This is a genomic window from Streptomyces sp. NPDC090108 (assembly GCF_044747185.1).
Lineage (GTDB): Bacteria > Actinomycetota > Actinomycetes > Streptomycetales > Streptomycetaceae > Streptomyces.
The window spans coordinates 608600-624878 of the sequence record NZ_JBIVDQ010000004.1; the positions used below are offsets into that span (position 1 = coordinate 608600).

The window sequence follows — 16279 nt, forward strand, 5'->3', positions numbered from 1 at the left end:
GAAACCGTGCCAGGTCGTACCGCCGTGGATCAGCGGCCGGGTGAGGCCGCGCGGGCGGCCTTGCGCGCAGCCGACGTCGCAGGCCCCACCGGCGGCACGGGGACGCACGGAGTGTCCGAGCCCGCCGCCGGTGGGACCACGTCCGACCGTCGCGCCGGTACGGCACCGAGGCCCGGTGACGCCGCGCGGGCCGCGCTGCGGGCTGCGGACGCCGTCGGCTCCGCTGGGGGGCCGGAGAGGGACAGCCGTGACTCGTCCGCCCCCGGAAGCGCCGGGGATGCTGCCCCTGACGTGACGCGCCCCGGTGACGCCGCGCGGGCCGCGCTGCGAGCCGCCGGCGCCGACGGCTCTGTCGGAGGACTGGAAGGGGACAGCGGTGATGCGTCGGCTTCCGCGAGCGCCGGGGACACTTCCCCCGAGCTGACGAGGCCTGGTGACGCCGCGCGGGCGGCGTTCAGGGCTGCGGGCTCCGCCGGTCCTGCCGAGGCGGATCAGCGGGACGGACGGACCGGATCCGCCGCTCCGGCGCGTCCCGGGGACGTGGCGCGTGAGGCGCTGAGGGCGGCACGCGCCGCCGCACGTGCCGCCGAGGAGGCGCAGCCGCGCTCCCGGCGTGCGGCCACCGGGTCGGAGCGCTCCGCGGTTCCGCCCCGTGCCGTCGCCGGCCGGGGCGGAGCCGAGCCCGGGAGCGGCGCCCGCGCCCGTACGGCCCGTGACATGCGCCAGTTCCTGGCGACCGCCTTCCGCATGCCCACCTGGGTCGACGACGACGCGGAGGGGGCCGAGAGCGGCGCTCCCGATGACTCCGTGACCCGGAACGGCTCCGTTTCCGCGACCCCGGCCGGCTCCGGTCCCGCGCCCTCCTCGCAGGAGCGCGGTCCCGGGACGGGCTTCCCGGTGGATGCGGCGGATGCGGCGGACGGCGCCGACGCGGGGGAGCGGGGCGGGTCCGTGGCCCGGCGCGGGCTCGGCTCGGCCGGTGTGCGGGCCCGCGGGCCGCGCCGCGTGGAGTCCGGGCTCACCGGGGCCGCGCCGGAGGAGCACGGGCGCGTGGATGATCTGCCGGACGCTCCGACCCGTGGCCCTGGCGGTCCGGAATCGCGGGAGGCCCGGCTCGGGGAGCCCGGCCTCGGCGAGCCCGGGCTTCAGGAGTCCGCGCGCAACGAGCACGCGCAGGGGATCGGGTCGACGGCGGCCCCGTCGGCACTGTCGGCCTCGGCCGCTTCTGCCGGTGCGTCCGGCAGTCCGGGGTCCGCCGTGCCGGAGGCTCCCCTAGAGGAACCTGGGCGGGTGGCCGCGTCCGCAGCCGTACCGCCGCGTGCCTTTGACGACATAGCCCGCATCGCCCACATCGACCACAGGGACGGCCTCGACGCACTCGACGGCGGCGACGACACCGCCGGGACCGACGCCCGCGACGGGACCGACGCCCGCGACGCACTCGACGGTCACGACGACACCGCCGGGACCGCCGGCACCGCCGGCACCGACGCCCGCGACGGCATCCTCGGCCGCGACGACACCGACGCTCTCGACGGCCTCACCAGCCCCGACGCCCGCGACCTCACCAACGCCCGTAACCCCACCGGGGCCCGCGATGAAACCGATGGACTCGACGGCCCCGACGCCCGCGACCGCACCGACGCCCGTAACCGCACCGGCGCCCGCGATGAAACCGATGGACTCGACGGCCCCGACGCTCTCGACCGCCCCGCGCACGGCGCTCCGAGGGGCGAGGCATCGGTTGGGCCGGAGGCGGCCGCAGGTTCCTGGGGGATGCCGCTCCGTGCGCTGGAGGGCATCGATCCCCTGTCGTGGCGCCGCCCCGGGGGCGGCACCGGCGCGGACGTAGCCCCGGCCCCGCGGTTCGGCCCCGCGGGCCCGGCCCCCGCCGCACCCCCGCAGGTCCCCGCCACCATGGCCACCCCGCACCGGGACGGCGACCTCCGCCGTACCTTCCCGGCGTTCGGGCCCAGGACCGGGGTGCGGGACGCCGAGGCGTTCGCCGGGACCTGGTGGGGCAACGCCTGGGCCGACGCGCTGGAACGACAGGCGCTGGACGCGGGACGGCTGAGCCGCGGACGCGGATACGCGGACCTCGGGAAGGTGGACGCGATCACCGTGACGCCGGGTCAGGTGCTGGCGTACGTACGCGGCAGCCGGCCACGGCCGTACCGGGTGCAGGTACGCCTGCGCACGCTGGACGACGCGGACTGGGAGCGCTTCCTGGACGCCGCGGCCGACCGGCCGGGCCACATCGCGGCCCTGCTCGACAAGGAGCTCCCGCAGTCGCTGGCGGACTGCGGTGTGCCCCTGCTGCCCGGCCCCGGAGACCTCGTCCCGCACTGCAGCTGCCCCGACGCCGGTCGCCCCTGCAAGCACGCGGCGGCGCTCTGCTACCAGACGGCACGTCTGCTCGACGCCGACCCCTTCGTCCTGCTTCTGCTGCGCGGCCGGGGCGAACGGGAACTGCTGGACGCGCTGTCCCGCCGCAGCGCCGCGCGCGCCGCCCGCGCCGCCCGTGAACGGGAGCCGGAGCCCCTGCCCGGCGTCCGTGCCGCGGAGGCGCTGGACGCCGCCCGCAGGCTGCCGCCCCTGCCCGCTCCGCTGCCGGTGCCCCCGCACCCCGAACAGCCGCCCGCGTACCCGTCGGTGCCCGGCGGCCCCGACCCCTTCGCGCTGGACCAGCTCGCGACCGAAGCCGCCGCACGCGCGCACGCGCTGCTCGCCGCGGGTGTCGACCCGGTCGCCGGACTGACCCTGTGGCAGGACGCCGTACGGCTCGCCGCGGCCCGGCCGGGTTCCGGCCTGACCGCGGCCACCCGCGCCCTGTACGCCACGCTCGCCGCCGCCACCGACCGCACCACGGCCGACCTGGCGCGGGCGGTCGCCGCGTGGCGGCAGGGCGGATCGTTCGGACTGGACGTCCTGGAGGAGGCGTGGGACCCGCCCGCGGGCCGCTTCGACCGGGCCCGCCCGCTGCTGCTCGCCGCCGACCTGCCCGCCTTCCGCCCCTGGCGCAACCGGCTCACCCACCCCCTCGGCCATCTCCAGCTCCGCCTCGGCCGGGACGGACTGTGGTACGCCTACGAGTCGGAGCCCGGCCAGGACGACTGGTGGCCCCGGGGCACGCCCGACCTCGACCCGGTGGGCGCCCTCACCGGATCGACCCTCCCCGGCGACCTCTGACACGGGGCGGGGCCCCGCCCGCCCGGGAGGACCCCAGCCCGCCCGCGTGAGCACCCGTCCGCGGAGGCGGGCGCCCGCCCGCGCGAGCGCCGGTCCGTCCGCGCGGGCCCCCACCCGCCCCCGCGAGCGTCGATCCGTCCACGCGGACACTCGCCCGCCCGCGCGGACGCTCGCCCGCCCGCGCGGACAGCGGACAGCGGACATCCGCCCGGACACGCCGTCAGGCTCCCGCGGACGCCGCCGCATCCGTCCGAGCCTCGTCCGCACCCGTCCGCGCGCCCTCCGCACCCGTCCGCGCCCCCGCCGCCCTCCTCCGGTGAAAACGGTGTGTGGGTTTTCCGGCGATTCCAGGAGTTACCGTGCCCGCATCAGGGGGCCCGGAGCCGCCGCCGCTCCGGAGGCGGTTAGCGTGGTGCGGTGAGTGAGACGAAGACCCCTGCCCTCCAATACCGCTTCGACGGCCCGGAAGACGCTCCGGTGCTCATCCTCGGCCCTTCCCTCGGGGCCACCTGGCACATGTGGGACCGTCAGGTGCCGGAGCTGGTCAAGCAGTGGCGGGTCTTCCGGTTCGACCTGCCCGGCCACGGCGGTGCCCCCGCCCACCCGGTCGGCTCGGTCGGCGAACTGACGACCCGGCTGCTCGCCACGCTGGACGGCCTCGGCGTGCAGCGCTTCGGATACGCCGGCTGCGCGCTCGGCGGCGCCATCGGTATCGAGCTGGCCCTGCGCCACCCCGAGCGGCTCGCCTCGCTCGCGCTGGTCGCCGCCTCCCCCCGGTTCGGCAGCGCCGACGAGTTCCGTCAGCGCGGGGTGATCGTCAGGGCCAACGGGCTCGACCCGATCGCCCGGAGCGCGCCCGACCGTTGGTTCACGGGCGGTTTCGCCGCCGCCCAGCCCGCGATCACCGAGTGGGCCGTGCAGATGGTGCGCACCACCGACCCCGGCTGCTACATCGCCGGCTGCGAGGCCCTGGCCGGGTTCGACGTGCGCCCCCAGCTGGGCCGGGTCGGCGTGCCGACGCTCGTCCTGGTCGGCTCCGAGGACCAGATCACCGGTCCGGCCGAGGCCCGCACCCTGGTCGCCGGGATACCGGACGCCCGGCTCGCGGTCGTCCCCGGCGCCTCCCACCTGGTGCCGGTCGAGCAGCCCGCGGCCGTCACCGACCTCCTCGTACGGCACTTCTCCACCGCCTGGCAGCAGCCGTACGACACCGGTCAGACGGCTCTGCCGGCCGCCGCGGCCGTCCCGGCCGTGACCGCGGCCCCGCAGGCCGTCCCGGTCGCCGAGATCGCCCCCGCCGCCGCGGTGCCGCAGCCGGCCGGATCGCCGGACCGGTACGACACCGGGCTGAAGCTCCGCCGGGAGGTGCTGGGCGACGCCCACGTCGACCGGGAGCTGGGGCAGGCCGGGGACTTCTCCGGGGACTTCGAGGAGTTCGTCACCCGCTACGCCTGGGGCGAGGTCTGGGACCGGCCCGGCCTGGACCGCCGTACCCGCAGCTGTGTCACGCTCACCGCGCTGGCGGCCGGGGGCCACCTGGAGGACCTGGCCTCCCACACCCGTGCCGCCCTGCGCAACGGACTCACCCCCGACGAGATCAAGGAAGTGCTGCTCCAGACGGCCGTCTACTGCGGCATCCCGGCGGCCGGCAGCGCCTTCCGGGTGGCCCAGCAGGTCATCCTCGAGGAGACCACCCCGACCGAGTGACAGGCCCCGGCCGCGGGACCGCCGGGTGACCGCCGCCCGGCACCCGGCCTTTGCCCGGCACCCGGCCTTTGCCCGGCACCCGGCCGCCGCCCGGCCGCCCCCCGACCCCCCCCGACACCCGCCGCCCGGCCCCGTCCCGATACCCACCGCCCAGCACCGGCTCCGGCACTCGGCTACGGCACTCGGCTCCGGAACCCGGCCCGCCGCCCGGCCCCGGTACCGGCCGCGGCCGGGCCGTCACGGCAGGATGGCTCCATGAAGCTCACGAAGATGTCGCACGCCTGCGTCAGGCTGGAGAAGGACGGGCGGACGCTCGTCATCGACCCGGGCGCCTTCAGCGAGGAGGACGCCGCCCTCGGCGCGGACGCCGTCCTGGTCACGCACGAGCACGCCGACCATTTCGACGAGGGCCGGCTGCGGGCCGCTCTGGAGGCCTCCCCGGACGCGGAGATCTGGACGCTGAGGTCGGTCGCGGAGAAGATCTCCGCGGCCTTCCCCGGGCGCGTGCACACCGTCGGGCACGGCGACACCTTCACCGCCGCGGGCTTCGACGTCCAGGTCCACGGCGAGCTGCACGCGGTGATCCACCCGGACATCCCGCGCATCACCAACGTCGGTTACCTGATCGACGACGGGCGCGTCTTCCACCCCGGCGACGCCCTCACCGTCCCCGGCCTGCCGGTGGAGATGCTGATGCTGCCGGTCATGGCCCCGTGGAACAAGATCTCCGAGGTCATCGACTACGTCCGCGAGGTCGGGCCGCAGCGCGCGTACGACATCCACGACGCCCTCCTCACCGACCTGGCCCGGCCGATCTACGACAACCAGATCGGCGCCCTCGGCGGCGCCGAGCACCTGCGGCTCGCCCCCGGGGCGTCGGCCGAGCTGTGAGCCGGGGCGTTGTCACACCCGCCGGGTAGGTTGGGGGACATGCGCATCGCCACCTGGAACGTGAACTCGATCACCGCCCGCCTGCCGCGGCTGCTGGCCTGGCTGGAGAGCAGCGGCACCGACGTGCTCTGCCTCCAGGAGGCCAAGGTCGCCGAGGCCCAGTTCCCGTTCGAGCCGCTGCGCGAACTGGGCTACGAGGCCGCGGTCCACGCCACCGGCCGGTGGAACGGCGTGGCGGTGCTCTCCCGCGTCGGTCTGGAGGACGTCGTCAAGGGCCTGCCCGGCGACCCGGGGTACGACGGCGTGACCGAGCCGCGTGCCGTCTCGGCGACCTGCGGACCGGTCCGCGTCTGGTCGGTGTACGTGCCCAACGGCCGCGAGGTGGAGCACCCGCACTACGTGTACAAGATGCAGTGGTTCGAGGCGCTGAAGGCCGCCGTCGCCTCCGACGCGGCGGGCGGCCGCCCGTTCGCGGTCCTCGGCGACTACAACGTGGCGCCGACGGACGACGACGTCTACGACGTGGCCGCCTTCGAGGGCGCCACGCACGTCACGCCCGCCGAGCGCGCCGCCCTCGCCTCCCTGCGCGGCACGGGCCTCACCGATGTCGTCCCGCGCCCGCTGAAGTACGACCGCCCGTACACCTACTGGGACTACCGTCAGCTCTGCTTCCCCAAGAACCGCGGCATGCGCATCGACCTCGTGTACGGCAACGAGCCGTTCACGAAGGCCGTCGAGGACGCCTACGTCGACCGTGAGGAGCGCAAGGGCAAGGGCGCGTCCGACCACGCGCCGGTGGTGGTCGACCTCGACGTCTGATGCCACGCTGGGCCCATGCGCATTCCGTTCCTGGGCCCGAGGCACGAGAAGAACGGCGACGGAGGGGGTCCGTCCGCGCGTCCGGGCGCGGGGGAGCTCCCCGCCGACCCCGGGGCGATCGCCGCTCTGATGTCCGAGTGCGAACTCCTCCGTGCCCAGGCGGCCCAGGCCGGCGTCCGCCTGGACGACACACCGGCCTCCCTGGAGGCCCTGGACCAGCTCGTCCCGCGCTGGCGCGACGACGCGGAGACGCTGCCCTGGCTGGGCCATGACGCCGGGCTGTACCTGGGCACGGTCGTCGTCCGCACCGTGCCCGGCGCCGTCTGGCGGATCCGGCGCGACGGCGAGCCCGTCGTACGGCTCTCCTCCGGCCGTGAGATCGAAGTGGGGGAGTACGGGCGGGAGTGGGCCGTGAGCGGCGTCCCCGAACTGTCGCAGCTGTACGCGGAGGTCGCCGAGACCTGAGCCCGGCGGCACACGCGGCGGGCACCCACGTACAACGGGCGGCGTAAATACGGTTAATGCCCGGAAGGTGCGTGTCGTCCCCCCGCCCCGCCGGTGTCTGGATAGTTTGCGGCGACCACGACACGGCGGAATGTGAGTAGGGCTGCGGATGGCCGTCGATCCCTTGATCGAGCTGCGGGACGTCAACAAGCACTTCGGGGATCTGCATGTGCTGCAGGACATCGATCTGACCGTCGGCAAGGGGGAGGTGGTCGTGGTCGTCGGCCCCTCCGGGTCGGGGAAGTCGACGCTGTGCCGGACGATCAACCGCCTGGAGACCATCGAGTCCGGGACGATCACGCTCGACGGGCAGCCGCTGCCCGAGGAGGGCAAGGCCCTCGCCCGGCTCCGTGCCGAGGTCGGCATGGTCTTCCAGTCCTTCAACCTCTTCGCCCACAAGACGGTCCTGGAGAACGTCTCCCTCGCGCAGGTCAAGGTCCGCGGCCGCAAGCGCGCGGAGGCCGACCGGCGCTCCCGTGAACTCCTCGACCGCGTCGGCCTGCTGGCCCACGCAGGCAAGTACCCCGCACAGCTCTCCGGCGGGCAGCAGCAGCGCGTGGCCATCGCGCGCGCCCTCGCCATGGACCCCAAGGCCCTGCTCTTCGACGAGCCCACCTCCGCCCTCGACCCCGAGATGATCAACGAGGTGCTGGAGGTCATGCGGCAGCTCGCCCAGGAGGGCATGACGATGGTCGTCGTCACCCACGAGATGGGATTCGCCCGCTCCGCCGCCAACCGCGTCGTCTTCATGGCCGACGGCCGGATCGTCGAGGACCGCAGCCCCGAGGAGTTCTTCACGAACCCGCGCAGCGAACGCGCCAAGGACTTCCTCTCCAAGATCCTCAAGCACTGACCGGGGGAGTCCGACCCGTGTTCCGTACCACCCGTGCGTCCGGCGCCCCGCGCCCCGCCCCGCGCGCCCGGCGCGCCGCTCCGAGTGCTCCGCGCCCGGTCCCGCGCGCCTCACATGCCCTGTGCGCCCGGCGCGTTCTGCGGGCCCTTCTCGCCCTGCTCGCGCTGCTGTCCGCCGCGGCCTGCGGCAAGGAGGGCAGCCCGCCGACCAAGGGCCCGGCCGTCGACAAGCTGCCCCACTACCAGGTCGACCGCGGCTTCAGCCTGCCGGACTCCCCGACCTGGCGACGGGCCGCGAAACGCGGCTACTTCGTGGTCGGCGTCAAGGAGGACCAGCCCTACCTGGGCGAGAAGGACCCGGCGAGGGGCACCTACGCGGGCTTCGACATCGAGATCGCCAAGATGATGTCGGCCTCCCTCGGCCTGCCGCCCGACCGCATCCGCTTCCGCACCATCGCCTCCGCCAACCGCGAGACCGCCCTGCAGAACGGCCAGATCGACTACTACGTCGGCACCTACACCATCAACGACAACCGCAAGAAGCTCGTCGGCTTCGCCGGCCCCTACTACATGGCCGGCCAGTCCCTGCTGGTCCGCAAGGACGAGAACGACATCCACGGCCCCGAGGACCTCGCAGGCAAGCGCGTCTGCTCGGCCACCGGCTCCACGCCGTACCAGCGCATCAAGGCCGACTACCCGAAGGCGGTCCTCGTCTCCTACGACACCTACTCGGCCTGTGTCGACAACCTGCTGACCTATCAGGTCGACGCGGTCACCACCGACGACGCCATCCTCATCGGCTACGCGGCCAAGGTCCCGGACGAGCTGAAGGTCGTCGGCAGGCCGTTCTCCGAGGAGCCGTACGGCATCGGTGTCCCGCGCGGTGACAACGCGCTGCGCTTCGCCCTCGACGACGCGCTCGCGGCACGCGAGAAGGACGGCGACTGGAAGAAGGCGTACGACGCGACGCTCGGTCTGTCGGGCGTCCCGGCCCCCCGGCCGCCCGCGATCGACCGCTACCCGGCGAGCTGAGCTAGGACGGCATGAACGTACTGACGGACAACTTCCCGCTCTACCTCCAGGGTTTCCTCGGCACGGTCGAACTGACCGTCTACGCCTCCCTGCTGGCCCTCGCGCTGGGCTTCGTGATGGCGTCCTTCCGGGTCGCGCCCGTCGGCTCGCTGCGCGTCTTCGGCACCGTGTGGGTCACCGTGCTGCGCAACACCCCGCTCACGCTGCTGTTCTTCGCGGTGGTGCTGGGGCTGCCCCGGTTCGGACTCGTGCTGCCCTTCGAGCTGTTCGCCGTGCTCGCCCTCGGCTGCTACACCTCGGCGTTCATCTGCGAGGCACTGCGCGCCGGCATCAACACCGTGCCCACGGGGCAGGGAGAGGCCGCCCGCAGCCTCGGCCTGACCTTCCGCCAGACGCTCGGCGTGGTCGTCCTGCCGCAGGCGTTCCGGTCGGTGATCCCGCCCGTCGGCTCCACACTCATCGCGCTCGCCAAGAACTCCGCCATCGCGGGCGCGTTCAGCGTCACCGAACTGCTCGGCACCTACAAGACCCTCAGCGAGCTGGGCTACAACATCGTCTGGACGTTCGTCTGGATCGCCCTCGGCTATCTGATCATCACGCTCGCCATCAGCGCCCTGTTCAACCTGCTGGAGCGGAAGTGGGGAGTCACCCGATGACCGGAGCGACCGCGCTCTACGACGTCCCGGGGCCCGGCACCAGAAGGCGCCACCGTCTGTACGCGGCGCTCTCCACGGCCGCCCTGCTCGGCCTCGTCGCGTGGATCCTGTATCTCCTCTTCGCCACGGACCAGTTCACCGCGGTCAAGTGGAGCCCGTTCGAGTACAAGGGCGTCCAGGAGCTGCTTCTGCGCGGCCTCGGCAACACCCTCAAGGCCTTCGCCATGGCGGCCGTGCTCTCGCTCGCCCTCGGCTGCGTCCTCGCCGTCGGACGGCTCTCGGACCACCGTCCGGTGCGCTGGCTGGCCACGCTGCTCGTGGAGTTCTTCCGCGCGATGCCCGTCCTGGTGATGATCTTCTTCATTTTCGTGGCGCTGAAGGTGCAGCCGCTGCCCGCGCTCGTCGCCGGACTCGCCCTCTACAACGGCTCGGTGCTCGCCGAGGTCTTCCGCTCCGGCGTGAACTCCGTCGACCGGGGGCAGCGGGAGGCCGCGTTCGCGCTCGGCATGCGCAAGACCCAGGTCATGACGTACGTCCTCGTTCCGCAGGCGGTACGGGCGATGCTGCCCGCCATCATCAGCCAGCTGGTGGTGGCCTTGAAGGATACCTCGCTCGGTTATCTCATCACCTACGAGGAGTTCCTCCATGCCGGGAAACTCATCGCCTCGAACCTCGACTACGATTTGCCGTTCATCCCTGTGGTGATGGTGATCTCGCCGATCTACATCGGGATGTGCATGCTGCTCTCGTGGTTCGCCGGCTGGGTGTCCCGCCGTGAGCAGCGCAGTCCCAAGACCGAAGCCGTGGCGGTCGCCACGGCCGGACCTGGGGCGCTGCTGCCGGGTGGGGAGCCCCCCACGGCCCCGAGACCGTAAGGGGGCGGCAGTTCACACGGGCCATGCTCGTCCGGCGGCAGCCGGGGATCACTGCTCGCGCACGGGGACCGACACGTACGACGGGTCGTCCTGCGGCGAGGAGAAGGTCAGCTGCGCGCCGGACGGGTTGTGCTCGGTGTAGAGCGGGTCGACTGTGTCGGCCACGACCGCGAGGCGGTGCCCGGCGGGGACGTCGTAGGCTGTGGAGAACAGGTCCAGGTCCACGCCGAACGGCTCGCCGGGCGCCCGCCCGTGCCAGGTGTACGGCGCGTGCGTGACGAGCTTTCCGACGCCGAGCGGGCCCACGTCGTACACATAGGCGATGAACGTGCCGCTCTCCGCGGTCGGCGTGAGCGTGGTGTGGAGCGTGACGGTCCCGCGCACCCGCTGGGGGGTGGTGTACCGCTCCGACTGCCATACGGCCGCCCAGCGGCGCGGCAGCAGCGGTATCAGGGCCATCGGCGGCAGCTGGGCCACCTGGTCCAGGATGCTGGACAGGAAGACGGTCCCGCCGTCGGCGCCCGAGTCGACGTTCGCGTGGATGGTGGTGGAGCCGGCGAGCGCGAACTTCCGGTCGTCCGAAGCCAGGGACTTCCAGTCCGGGTAGGTCTCGTAGCCGCCCCCGGTGCGCGGCTTCAGCTGGACCGGCTGCTCCCGGTCGATGCCGTTGTCGACGCCCCTGAGATAGTGGTCGAACCAGCGTCCGGTGTCCGTCCACACGTCGTTGGGCAGCCCGAACAGACCGGTGATCTCGGGTGTCGCGTGGTCGCCGGGGCGCAGTTCCAGCCGCTTGGGGACCGTCAGTCTCCCGTAGAAGTCGGCGTCCTGGTTCACCGGGAAGATGGAGTCGCCCCAGGCTCCGGCGAGCATGACGGCGGCGCCGTTGCGGTTCAGCCGGTCGACATAGGTCGCGGCGGAGCGCTCGCGGCCCCAGTCCGTCATCTCCTGCTCGGCGGCGAGGTCGGAGGCGTAGAAGCGGTCGAAGATACGGCGGACTTCGGGGCTCTCCCGGCCGGTGACGGTGCCCACGCCGTCCAGCAGGGCGCCCGCCTGGACGTGCTGGGTACGCCCCGAGTAGATCGAGCCGATGAGGTCCGCCCAGCCGCTCAGCGCGGCCACGGCCCTGACCCGCTTGTCGTGCGCGGCGGCCAGCAGGGAGATGCCCGCCCCGTAGGAGACGCCCGCCATGCCGATCCGGGCGGGGTCGGCCGGGGTGTGCGCGAGGGCCCAGTCGATCACCCTGGAGGCGTCCGCCACGTCGGGCGGCCCGGCCACCTCGATCTGGCCGCCGGACTGCCAGAAACCGCGCACGTTGTACGTGAGCACGACGTATCCGGAGTCGGCGAGCTTCTGCGCCTGGGCGAGGTACTCCACCTGCGGCAGGCCCCAGCTCGTGGGCAGCACGACGAGCGGGTAGCTCCGTGAGCCGTCGTCGCCCGCGGGTGTGACGACGTTCGCCTTCAGCACGGTGCCGCCGTCACCCGGGATGTCCACGAAGCGGACGGAAGGGGCGGCCTGGGCGGCGGGAGCGAGGCCCGCCACGCCGGCGATCAGCGCCGCCGACACGACACCGACGGCGGCGGTGCGCAAAGTGATGCGGGCGTGTCCCATGAGCCACTCCTCGGCTTGTGCCCGTGCAAAGTGAGCCGAGGGTAGTGGGGGACGTTTACCGCAGGTAACCCGTCGGTAAGTTACGTACGGGTAACAATCTTCTACGAGGCCGCGGGGCAGCCGATCGGCCTGTTGTCCGCGGTGGTGGCACGGGCCCCGATCTTTCCCGTCGAGGGGTTCGGAGTGTAGACGTCCGTGTGCGGACCGCCCGCCCCGAACGACCTGAACGGGCCGGCCACTTTGTGGAGGCTCTTCCCGCGGTAGCTGTAGTCGATCTGCAGGGACCACTCGTAGTTGCCCCGGCAGGCCTGTGCGTCGACCCGGATGATCGCGGGGTCGGAGGCGCTGACCGTGAAACCCGACCCGAGCGGATTCGTGCGCACAGGGGGGTCCGTGGGGTCGGTGTACCCCCCGCCCTCGACTCCCTTGTCGAGGAGTCGCGGCTTGTCCAGGTCGAGTTCGAACACGCGCTCCTTCACGTCGCCGCAGCCGCCCTGGGTCATGGCCACCCAGGACGGTGGGGCGATCTTCTTCGGTACGCGGGTGGTGAGGTGCACCTCGTCGACGGTGACCACGGTGTCCGTGCTGCCGGTGCTCAGGTCCAGGTACAGGTGCCCGCTGCCCCAGACCCCGCCCTTGGTGTCCGGCGCCGCCACCCGCGAGCGGAAGTCCTGCTGGTCGGGGAGGAAGGACGTGAGCGGTCTGCCGCCCGAGGACATCGCCACGGACGTGGCGCCGTCGCACGACTTGATGGTCGGCCACTTGGTGGTGAGCAGCAGCGTGCCGTCCGCCGCCCCCGCCGCGGGTTCCCGGGCCGCGCCGGAAGAGGCGGGCCGGTCGACGGCGTTGTGCGCGCCGCACACCGAGCCACCCGTGCAGTCGTTGCTGGAGCATCCTTGGAGCAGCACGCCGGCGCACAGGGCCGTCGCGACACCCAGAGCGGCGCGCATTCTCACTTCTTCCGCTCCTGTGCCGCGTTCCGGCCGTCCCCTGAGCCGGGCTGCCGGTCGCCGATGGTGGTGTTGTTGTCGTGCCCGCAGACGGCGTGATTGCTGCACTCGTTGCGGTCTCCGCCGATGGTGTCGGTGGCGAACAGCAGCCCCACGACGGCCACGAGGGAACTGGCCCCTGCAAGCCACAGCCGTGTCTTCTGGGTTCCGGACAAGGGCATGTGGACTTCCCCCTCAAACCATGCGCTCGTTCCGTCTCAGTATGTTCGTCTTCTCCCTCTGGCGCGGCCCATTCCCACGTTTTCCGGATCTGTTCGAAGTGCCCTGTTGATGTTCGAGTGTCAGGATCCGGTGTTCGAGCCCCGGCGGGATCGGGGGGCCGGGCGACGGCCCTGTTCCGCGGGCGTCTCCGTCGCTTCCGGAGCGGCCGCGGGTGCTGCCGGTGCCGCAGCTGCCGCGGGCGGCGTCGGCTCCGCCGGGAGCGGGGTCTGGGCCGCCCGGGTCACGTCGGCGACCACCTCGACGAGGTCGGGGCCGTACGCCTGGGAGTTGACCACCTTGAGCAGCAGGACGAAGGAGCCCGCGCCGTGCTTGCGGCCGAGCCGTTCGTGATTGCGGGCCAGATACCGGGTGGCCGCCTGGTTGGTGATGGCCCGCTGGCCGCAGAACAGGAACACCGGCCGGGTCTGGCGGCCCGCCGAGAGCCGGGCCAGCAGGACGTACTCCGTGACGCCCGGTTCCATCCGGTAGTGCTCGCCGCCGACCTGGAAGGCGGCCCGGTCCGGACCGGGTTCGGCGTCGGTGTTCACCCGCACGCCCGGCAGCATCGTCGCCATGTGCGCCAGCATCCGCCGGTTCGACGCGGGCCCGCCCACGCAGAACTCGGTGCGCTCCCCGAAGCCCTGCTGGGCGGTGTCCTGCGTGACCATCCGCAGGTGCGCGCCGCAGTCCTTGATGAGCGCGGACAGTTCCAGCAGCGCGAAGACGTCGAAGCGGTGCACGGCCACGTCCGCGGTGGCCGAGTCGCGGTTGACGACGAACAGGGACTCCGAGTTGGCCGGCAGCCCGAAGAAGGCCTGCTTGCGGCGCAGCTTGCGCCGCCACAGGTAGGTACGGGCCAGCCAGCCGCACGAGGCGCTGATGGCCGCCGCTATGAGCCCCAGGACGATGTTCCGCACGTCGTCGTTCATGGGCGCGCATGCTAGCGGTCCCCGGCCGCGGGTACGCACCGGTGTTCGAACTGTGACGGTCGTGCGGCGGGCGGCGGAGACGTACTGTCGGGGGCCCCGGTAATCTGGATAGTCTGCGCGGACGGTTCCGACGGGAGGTTCGCATGGGTCGTCCTGGCAGGCGGAAACTGGCGGTTCTCGCGGTCTCGGCCGCCCTGGTGTCCGTGGGAGCGGCGGCACCGCCCGCCGCGACGGACAGCGCGATCAAGAAGGTCCCGGTGGCGGTCGGCTACGGCGGCGCGGTCGCCAGCGTCGACGCGGACGCCTCGGCGGCCGGCATCGAGGTGCTCAGGAAGGGCGGCAACGCGGTCGATGCGGCCGTGGCCACCGCCGCGGCCCTCGGCGTCACCGAGCCGTACTCCTCCGGTATCGGCGGAGGCGGCTACTTCGTCTACTACGACGCCAAGTCCCGCACGGTGCACACCATCGACGGACGCGAGACGGCGCCGCTCACCGCGAATGCGGGTCTCTTCCTGGAGAACGGCAAACCGCTCGCCTTCGCGGACGCCGTCAGCAGCGGCCTGAGCGTCGGCACCCCGGGCACGCCCGCCACCTGGCAGACGGCGCTGAACCGATGGGGCAGCGAGCGGCTCGGCACGGTCCTGAAGCCCGCGGAGCGGATCGCCCGCGACGGCTTCACCGTGGACGAGACCTTCCGCTCGCAGACCGGGGCCAACGAGACCCGGTTCCGGGCCTTCCCCGACACCGCGCGCCTCTTCCTCCCGGGCGGTCAACTGCCCGTCACGGGCTCCCGGTTCAGGAACCCCGACCTCGCCCGCACCTACGAGCGGCTCGGGCGCGAAGGGGTCGGCGCGATCTACCACGGCGACCTCGGCCGGGACATCGTCGCCACCGTGAACAAGCCCCCGGTGGACCCCGCCTCCGGCTGGAACGCCCGCCCCGGCAAGCTGTCCGAGCACGATCTCGCCGCCTACCGGGCCAAGCTCCAGCGGCCCACGAAGACGTCGTACCGCGGTCTGGGCGTGTACTCGATCGCGCCCTCCTCCTCGGGCGGCACCACCGTCGGCGAGGCCCTCAACATCCTGGAGCGGACCGACCTCGCGAAGGCGAGCGAGACGCAGTACCTGCACCACTTCATCGAGGCGAGCCGCATCGCCTTCGCGGACCGCGGACGCTGGGTCGGCGACCCCTCCTTCGAGGACGTGCCGACCGCGCAGCTCCTCTCGCAGAAGTACGCCGACTCGCGCGCCTGCCTGATCAAGGACGACGCGGTCCTCACCAGCCCGCTCGCCCCCGGCGACCCGCGCCACCCCGCCGCCTGCGGCGCGGGCGGCACGGCGGCCCCGACGACGTACGAGGGCGAGAACACCACCCACCTCACCGTCGCCGACAAGTGGGGCAACGTCGTCTCGTACACGCTCACCATCGAGCAGACCGGCGGCAGCGGCATCACCGTGCCGGGCCGGGGCTTCCTGCTCAACAACGAGCTGACCGACTTCTCCTTCGCCCCCGCCAACCCGGCCGTGCACGACCCGAACCTGCCGGGACCGGGCAAGCGGCCGCGCTCGTCCATCTCCCCGACCATCGTCCTCGACCGGCACGACAGGCCGGTCGTGGCGGTCGGCTCGCCCGGCGGCGCCACCATCATCACCACCGTGCTGCAGACCCTGACCGGCTTCCTCGACCGGCACCTGCCGCTGGTCGACGCCATCGCCGCCCCGCGCGCCAGCCAGCGCAACGCGGCCCGCACCGAACTCGAACCCGGCCTGTACGACAGCGCCACGCGGGCCCGGCTGGAGGCCCTCGGGCACAGCTTCACCCTCAACCCCGAGATCGGCGCCGCGACCGGCGTCCAGCGGCTTCCCGACGGCAGATGGCTGGCCGCCGCGGAGAAGACGCGGCGCGGCGGCGGGGCGGCGATGGTGGTGCGTCCGGCGTCGTGACGCGCGCACGCCGGCGGTGACAGCCGGCCGTGACACGCGCACGCCGGTCGCGCGGTGGCG

Annotated in this window: 14 protein-coding genes; 10 read left to right on the top strand and 4 right to left on the bottom strand. The window is 73.2% G+C overall.

All coding sequences use genetic code 11. From position 1 onward, the window contains the following. Nucleotides 1-717: 717 nt before the first annotated feature. The 9 genes from ACIPRD_RS17495 (at nt 718) to ACIPRD_RS17535 (ending at nt 10525) form a co-directional block, all read left to right on the top strand. Nucleotides 718-3189, top strand: a complete 2472-nt coding sequence (locus ACIPRD_RS17495) for an SWIM zinc finger family protein (protein WP_401563925.1) — start codon at nt 718-720, stop codon at nt 3187-3189. A gap of 417 nt (nt 3190-3606) precedes the next feature. Further along, on the top strand, nt 3607-4896 hold the full coding sequence (locus ACIPRD_RS17500) for an alpha/beta fold hydrolase (protein WP_356399552.1): 1290 nt from the start codon (nt 3607-3609) through the stop codon (nt 4894-4896). A 255-nt stretch (nt 4897-5151) separates the two neighbouring features. Next, nucleotides 5152-5787, top strand: a complete 636-nt coding sequence (locus ACIPRD_RS17505) for an MBL fold metallo-hydrolase (protein ID WP_401563929.1) — start codon at nt 5152-5154, stop codon at nt 5785-5787. A 39-nt stretch (nt 5788-5826) separates the two neighbouring features. After that, complete coding sequence (locus ACIPRD_RS17510; RefSeq protein ID WP_356399548.1) at nt 5827-6606, top strand: exodeoxyribonuclease III; 780 nt, start codon at nt 5827-5829, stop codon at nt 6604-6606. 15 nt (nt 6607-6621) lie between these two features. Continuing rightward, the gene (locus tag ACIPRD_RS17515; RefSeq protein WP_401563932.1) at nt 6622-7071 is read left to right on the top strand and encodes a DUF6278 family protein; all 450 of its coding nucleotides are present in this window, start codon (nt 6622-6624) and stop codon (nt 7069-7071) included. Between the two features lie 148 nt (nt 7072-7219). Next, on the top strand, nt 7220-7963 hold the full coding sequence (locus ACIPRD_RS17520; protein WP_356399544.1) for an amino acid ABC transporter ATP-binding protein: 744 nt from the start codon (nt 7220-7222) through the stop codon (nt 7961-7963). Between the two features lie 119 nt (nt 7964-8082). Next, nucleotides 8083-8994: a glutamate ABC transporter substrate-binding protein gene (locus ACIPRD_RS17525; protein WP_401564201.1), complete on the top strand. Its 912-nt coding sequence runs from the start codon at nt 8083-8085 to the stop codon at nt 8992-8994. A gap of 11 nt (nt 8995-9005) precedes the next feature. Next, entirely contained in the window at nt 9006-9650 is a 645-nt protein-coding gene (locus ACIPRD_RS17530; RefSeq protein ID WP_356399542.1) for an amino acid ABC transporter permease, read from the top strand. Then, nucleotides 9647-10525: an amino acid ABC transporter permease gene (locus ACIPRD_RS17535; RefSeq protein ID WP_356399540.1), complete on the top strand. Its 879-nt coding sequence runs from the start codon at nt 9647-9649 to the stop codon at nt 10523-10525. The genes ACIPRD_RS17530 and ACIPRD_RS17535 overlap by 4 nt, the downstream gene beginning before the upstream one ends. A 48-nt stretch (nt 10526-10573) precedes the next feature. Here the strand turns inward: ACIPRD_RS17535 and ACIPRD_RS17540 are convergent, their stop codons facing one another. From ACIPRD_RS17540 to ACIPRD_RS17555, 4 genes are all read right to left on the bottom strand, one after another. After that, nucleotides 10574-12136 (bottom strand): alpha/beta fold hydrolase, encoded by a 1563-nt coding sequence (locus ACIPRD_RS17540; RefSeq protein WP_401563934.1) that lies wholly within the window; start codon nt 12134-12136, stop codon nt 10574-10576. Between the two features lie 101 nt (nt 12137-12237). Beyond that, nucleotides 12238-13086, bottom strand: coding sequence for a hypothetical protein (locus ACIPRD_RS17545; protein ID WP_401563936.1), 849 nt, complete (start codon nt 13084-13086; stop codon nt 12238-12240). Nucleotides 13087-13088: 2 nt separating this feature from the next. Then, nucleotides 13089-13307: a hypothetical protein gene (locus ACIPRD_RS17550; protein ID WP_356399534.1), complete on the bottom strand. Its 219-nt coding sequence runs from the start codon at nt 13305-13307 to the stop codon at nt 13089-13091. Between the two features lie 120 nt (nt 13308-13427). After that, the gene (locus ACIPRD_RS17555) at nt 13428-14276 is read right to left on the bottom strand and encodes a hypothetical protein (protein WP_401563938.1); all 849 of its coding nucleotides are present in this window, start codon (nt 14274-14276) and stop codon (nt 13428-13430) included. Between the two features lie 143 nt (nt 14277-14419). Between ACIPRD_RS17555 and ggt the strand changes: the two genes are divergently transcribed. Continuing rightward, a complete protein-coding gene (gene ggt / locus ACIPRD_RS17560) occupies nt 14420-16219 on the top strand; it encodes a gamma-glutamyltransferase (protein WP_401563941.1) in 1800 nt (599 codons plus the stop codon). Nucleotides 16220-16279 lie beyond the last annotated feature (60 nt).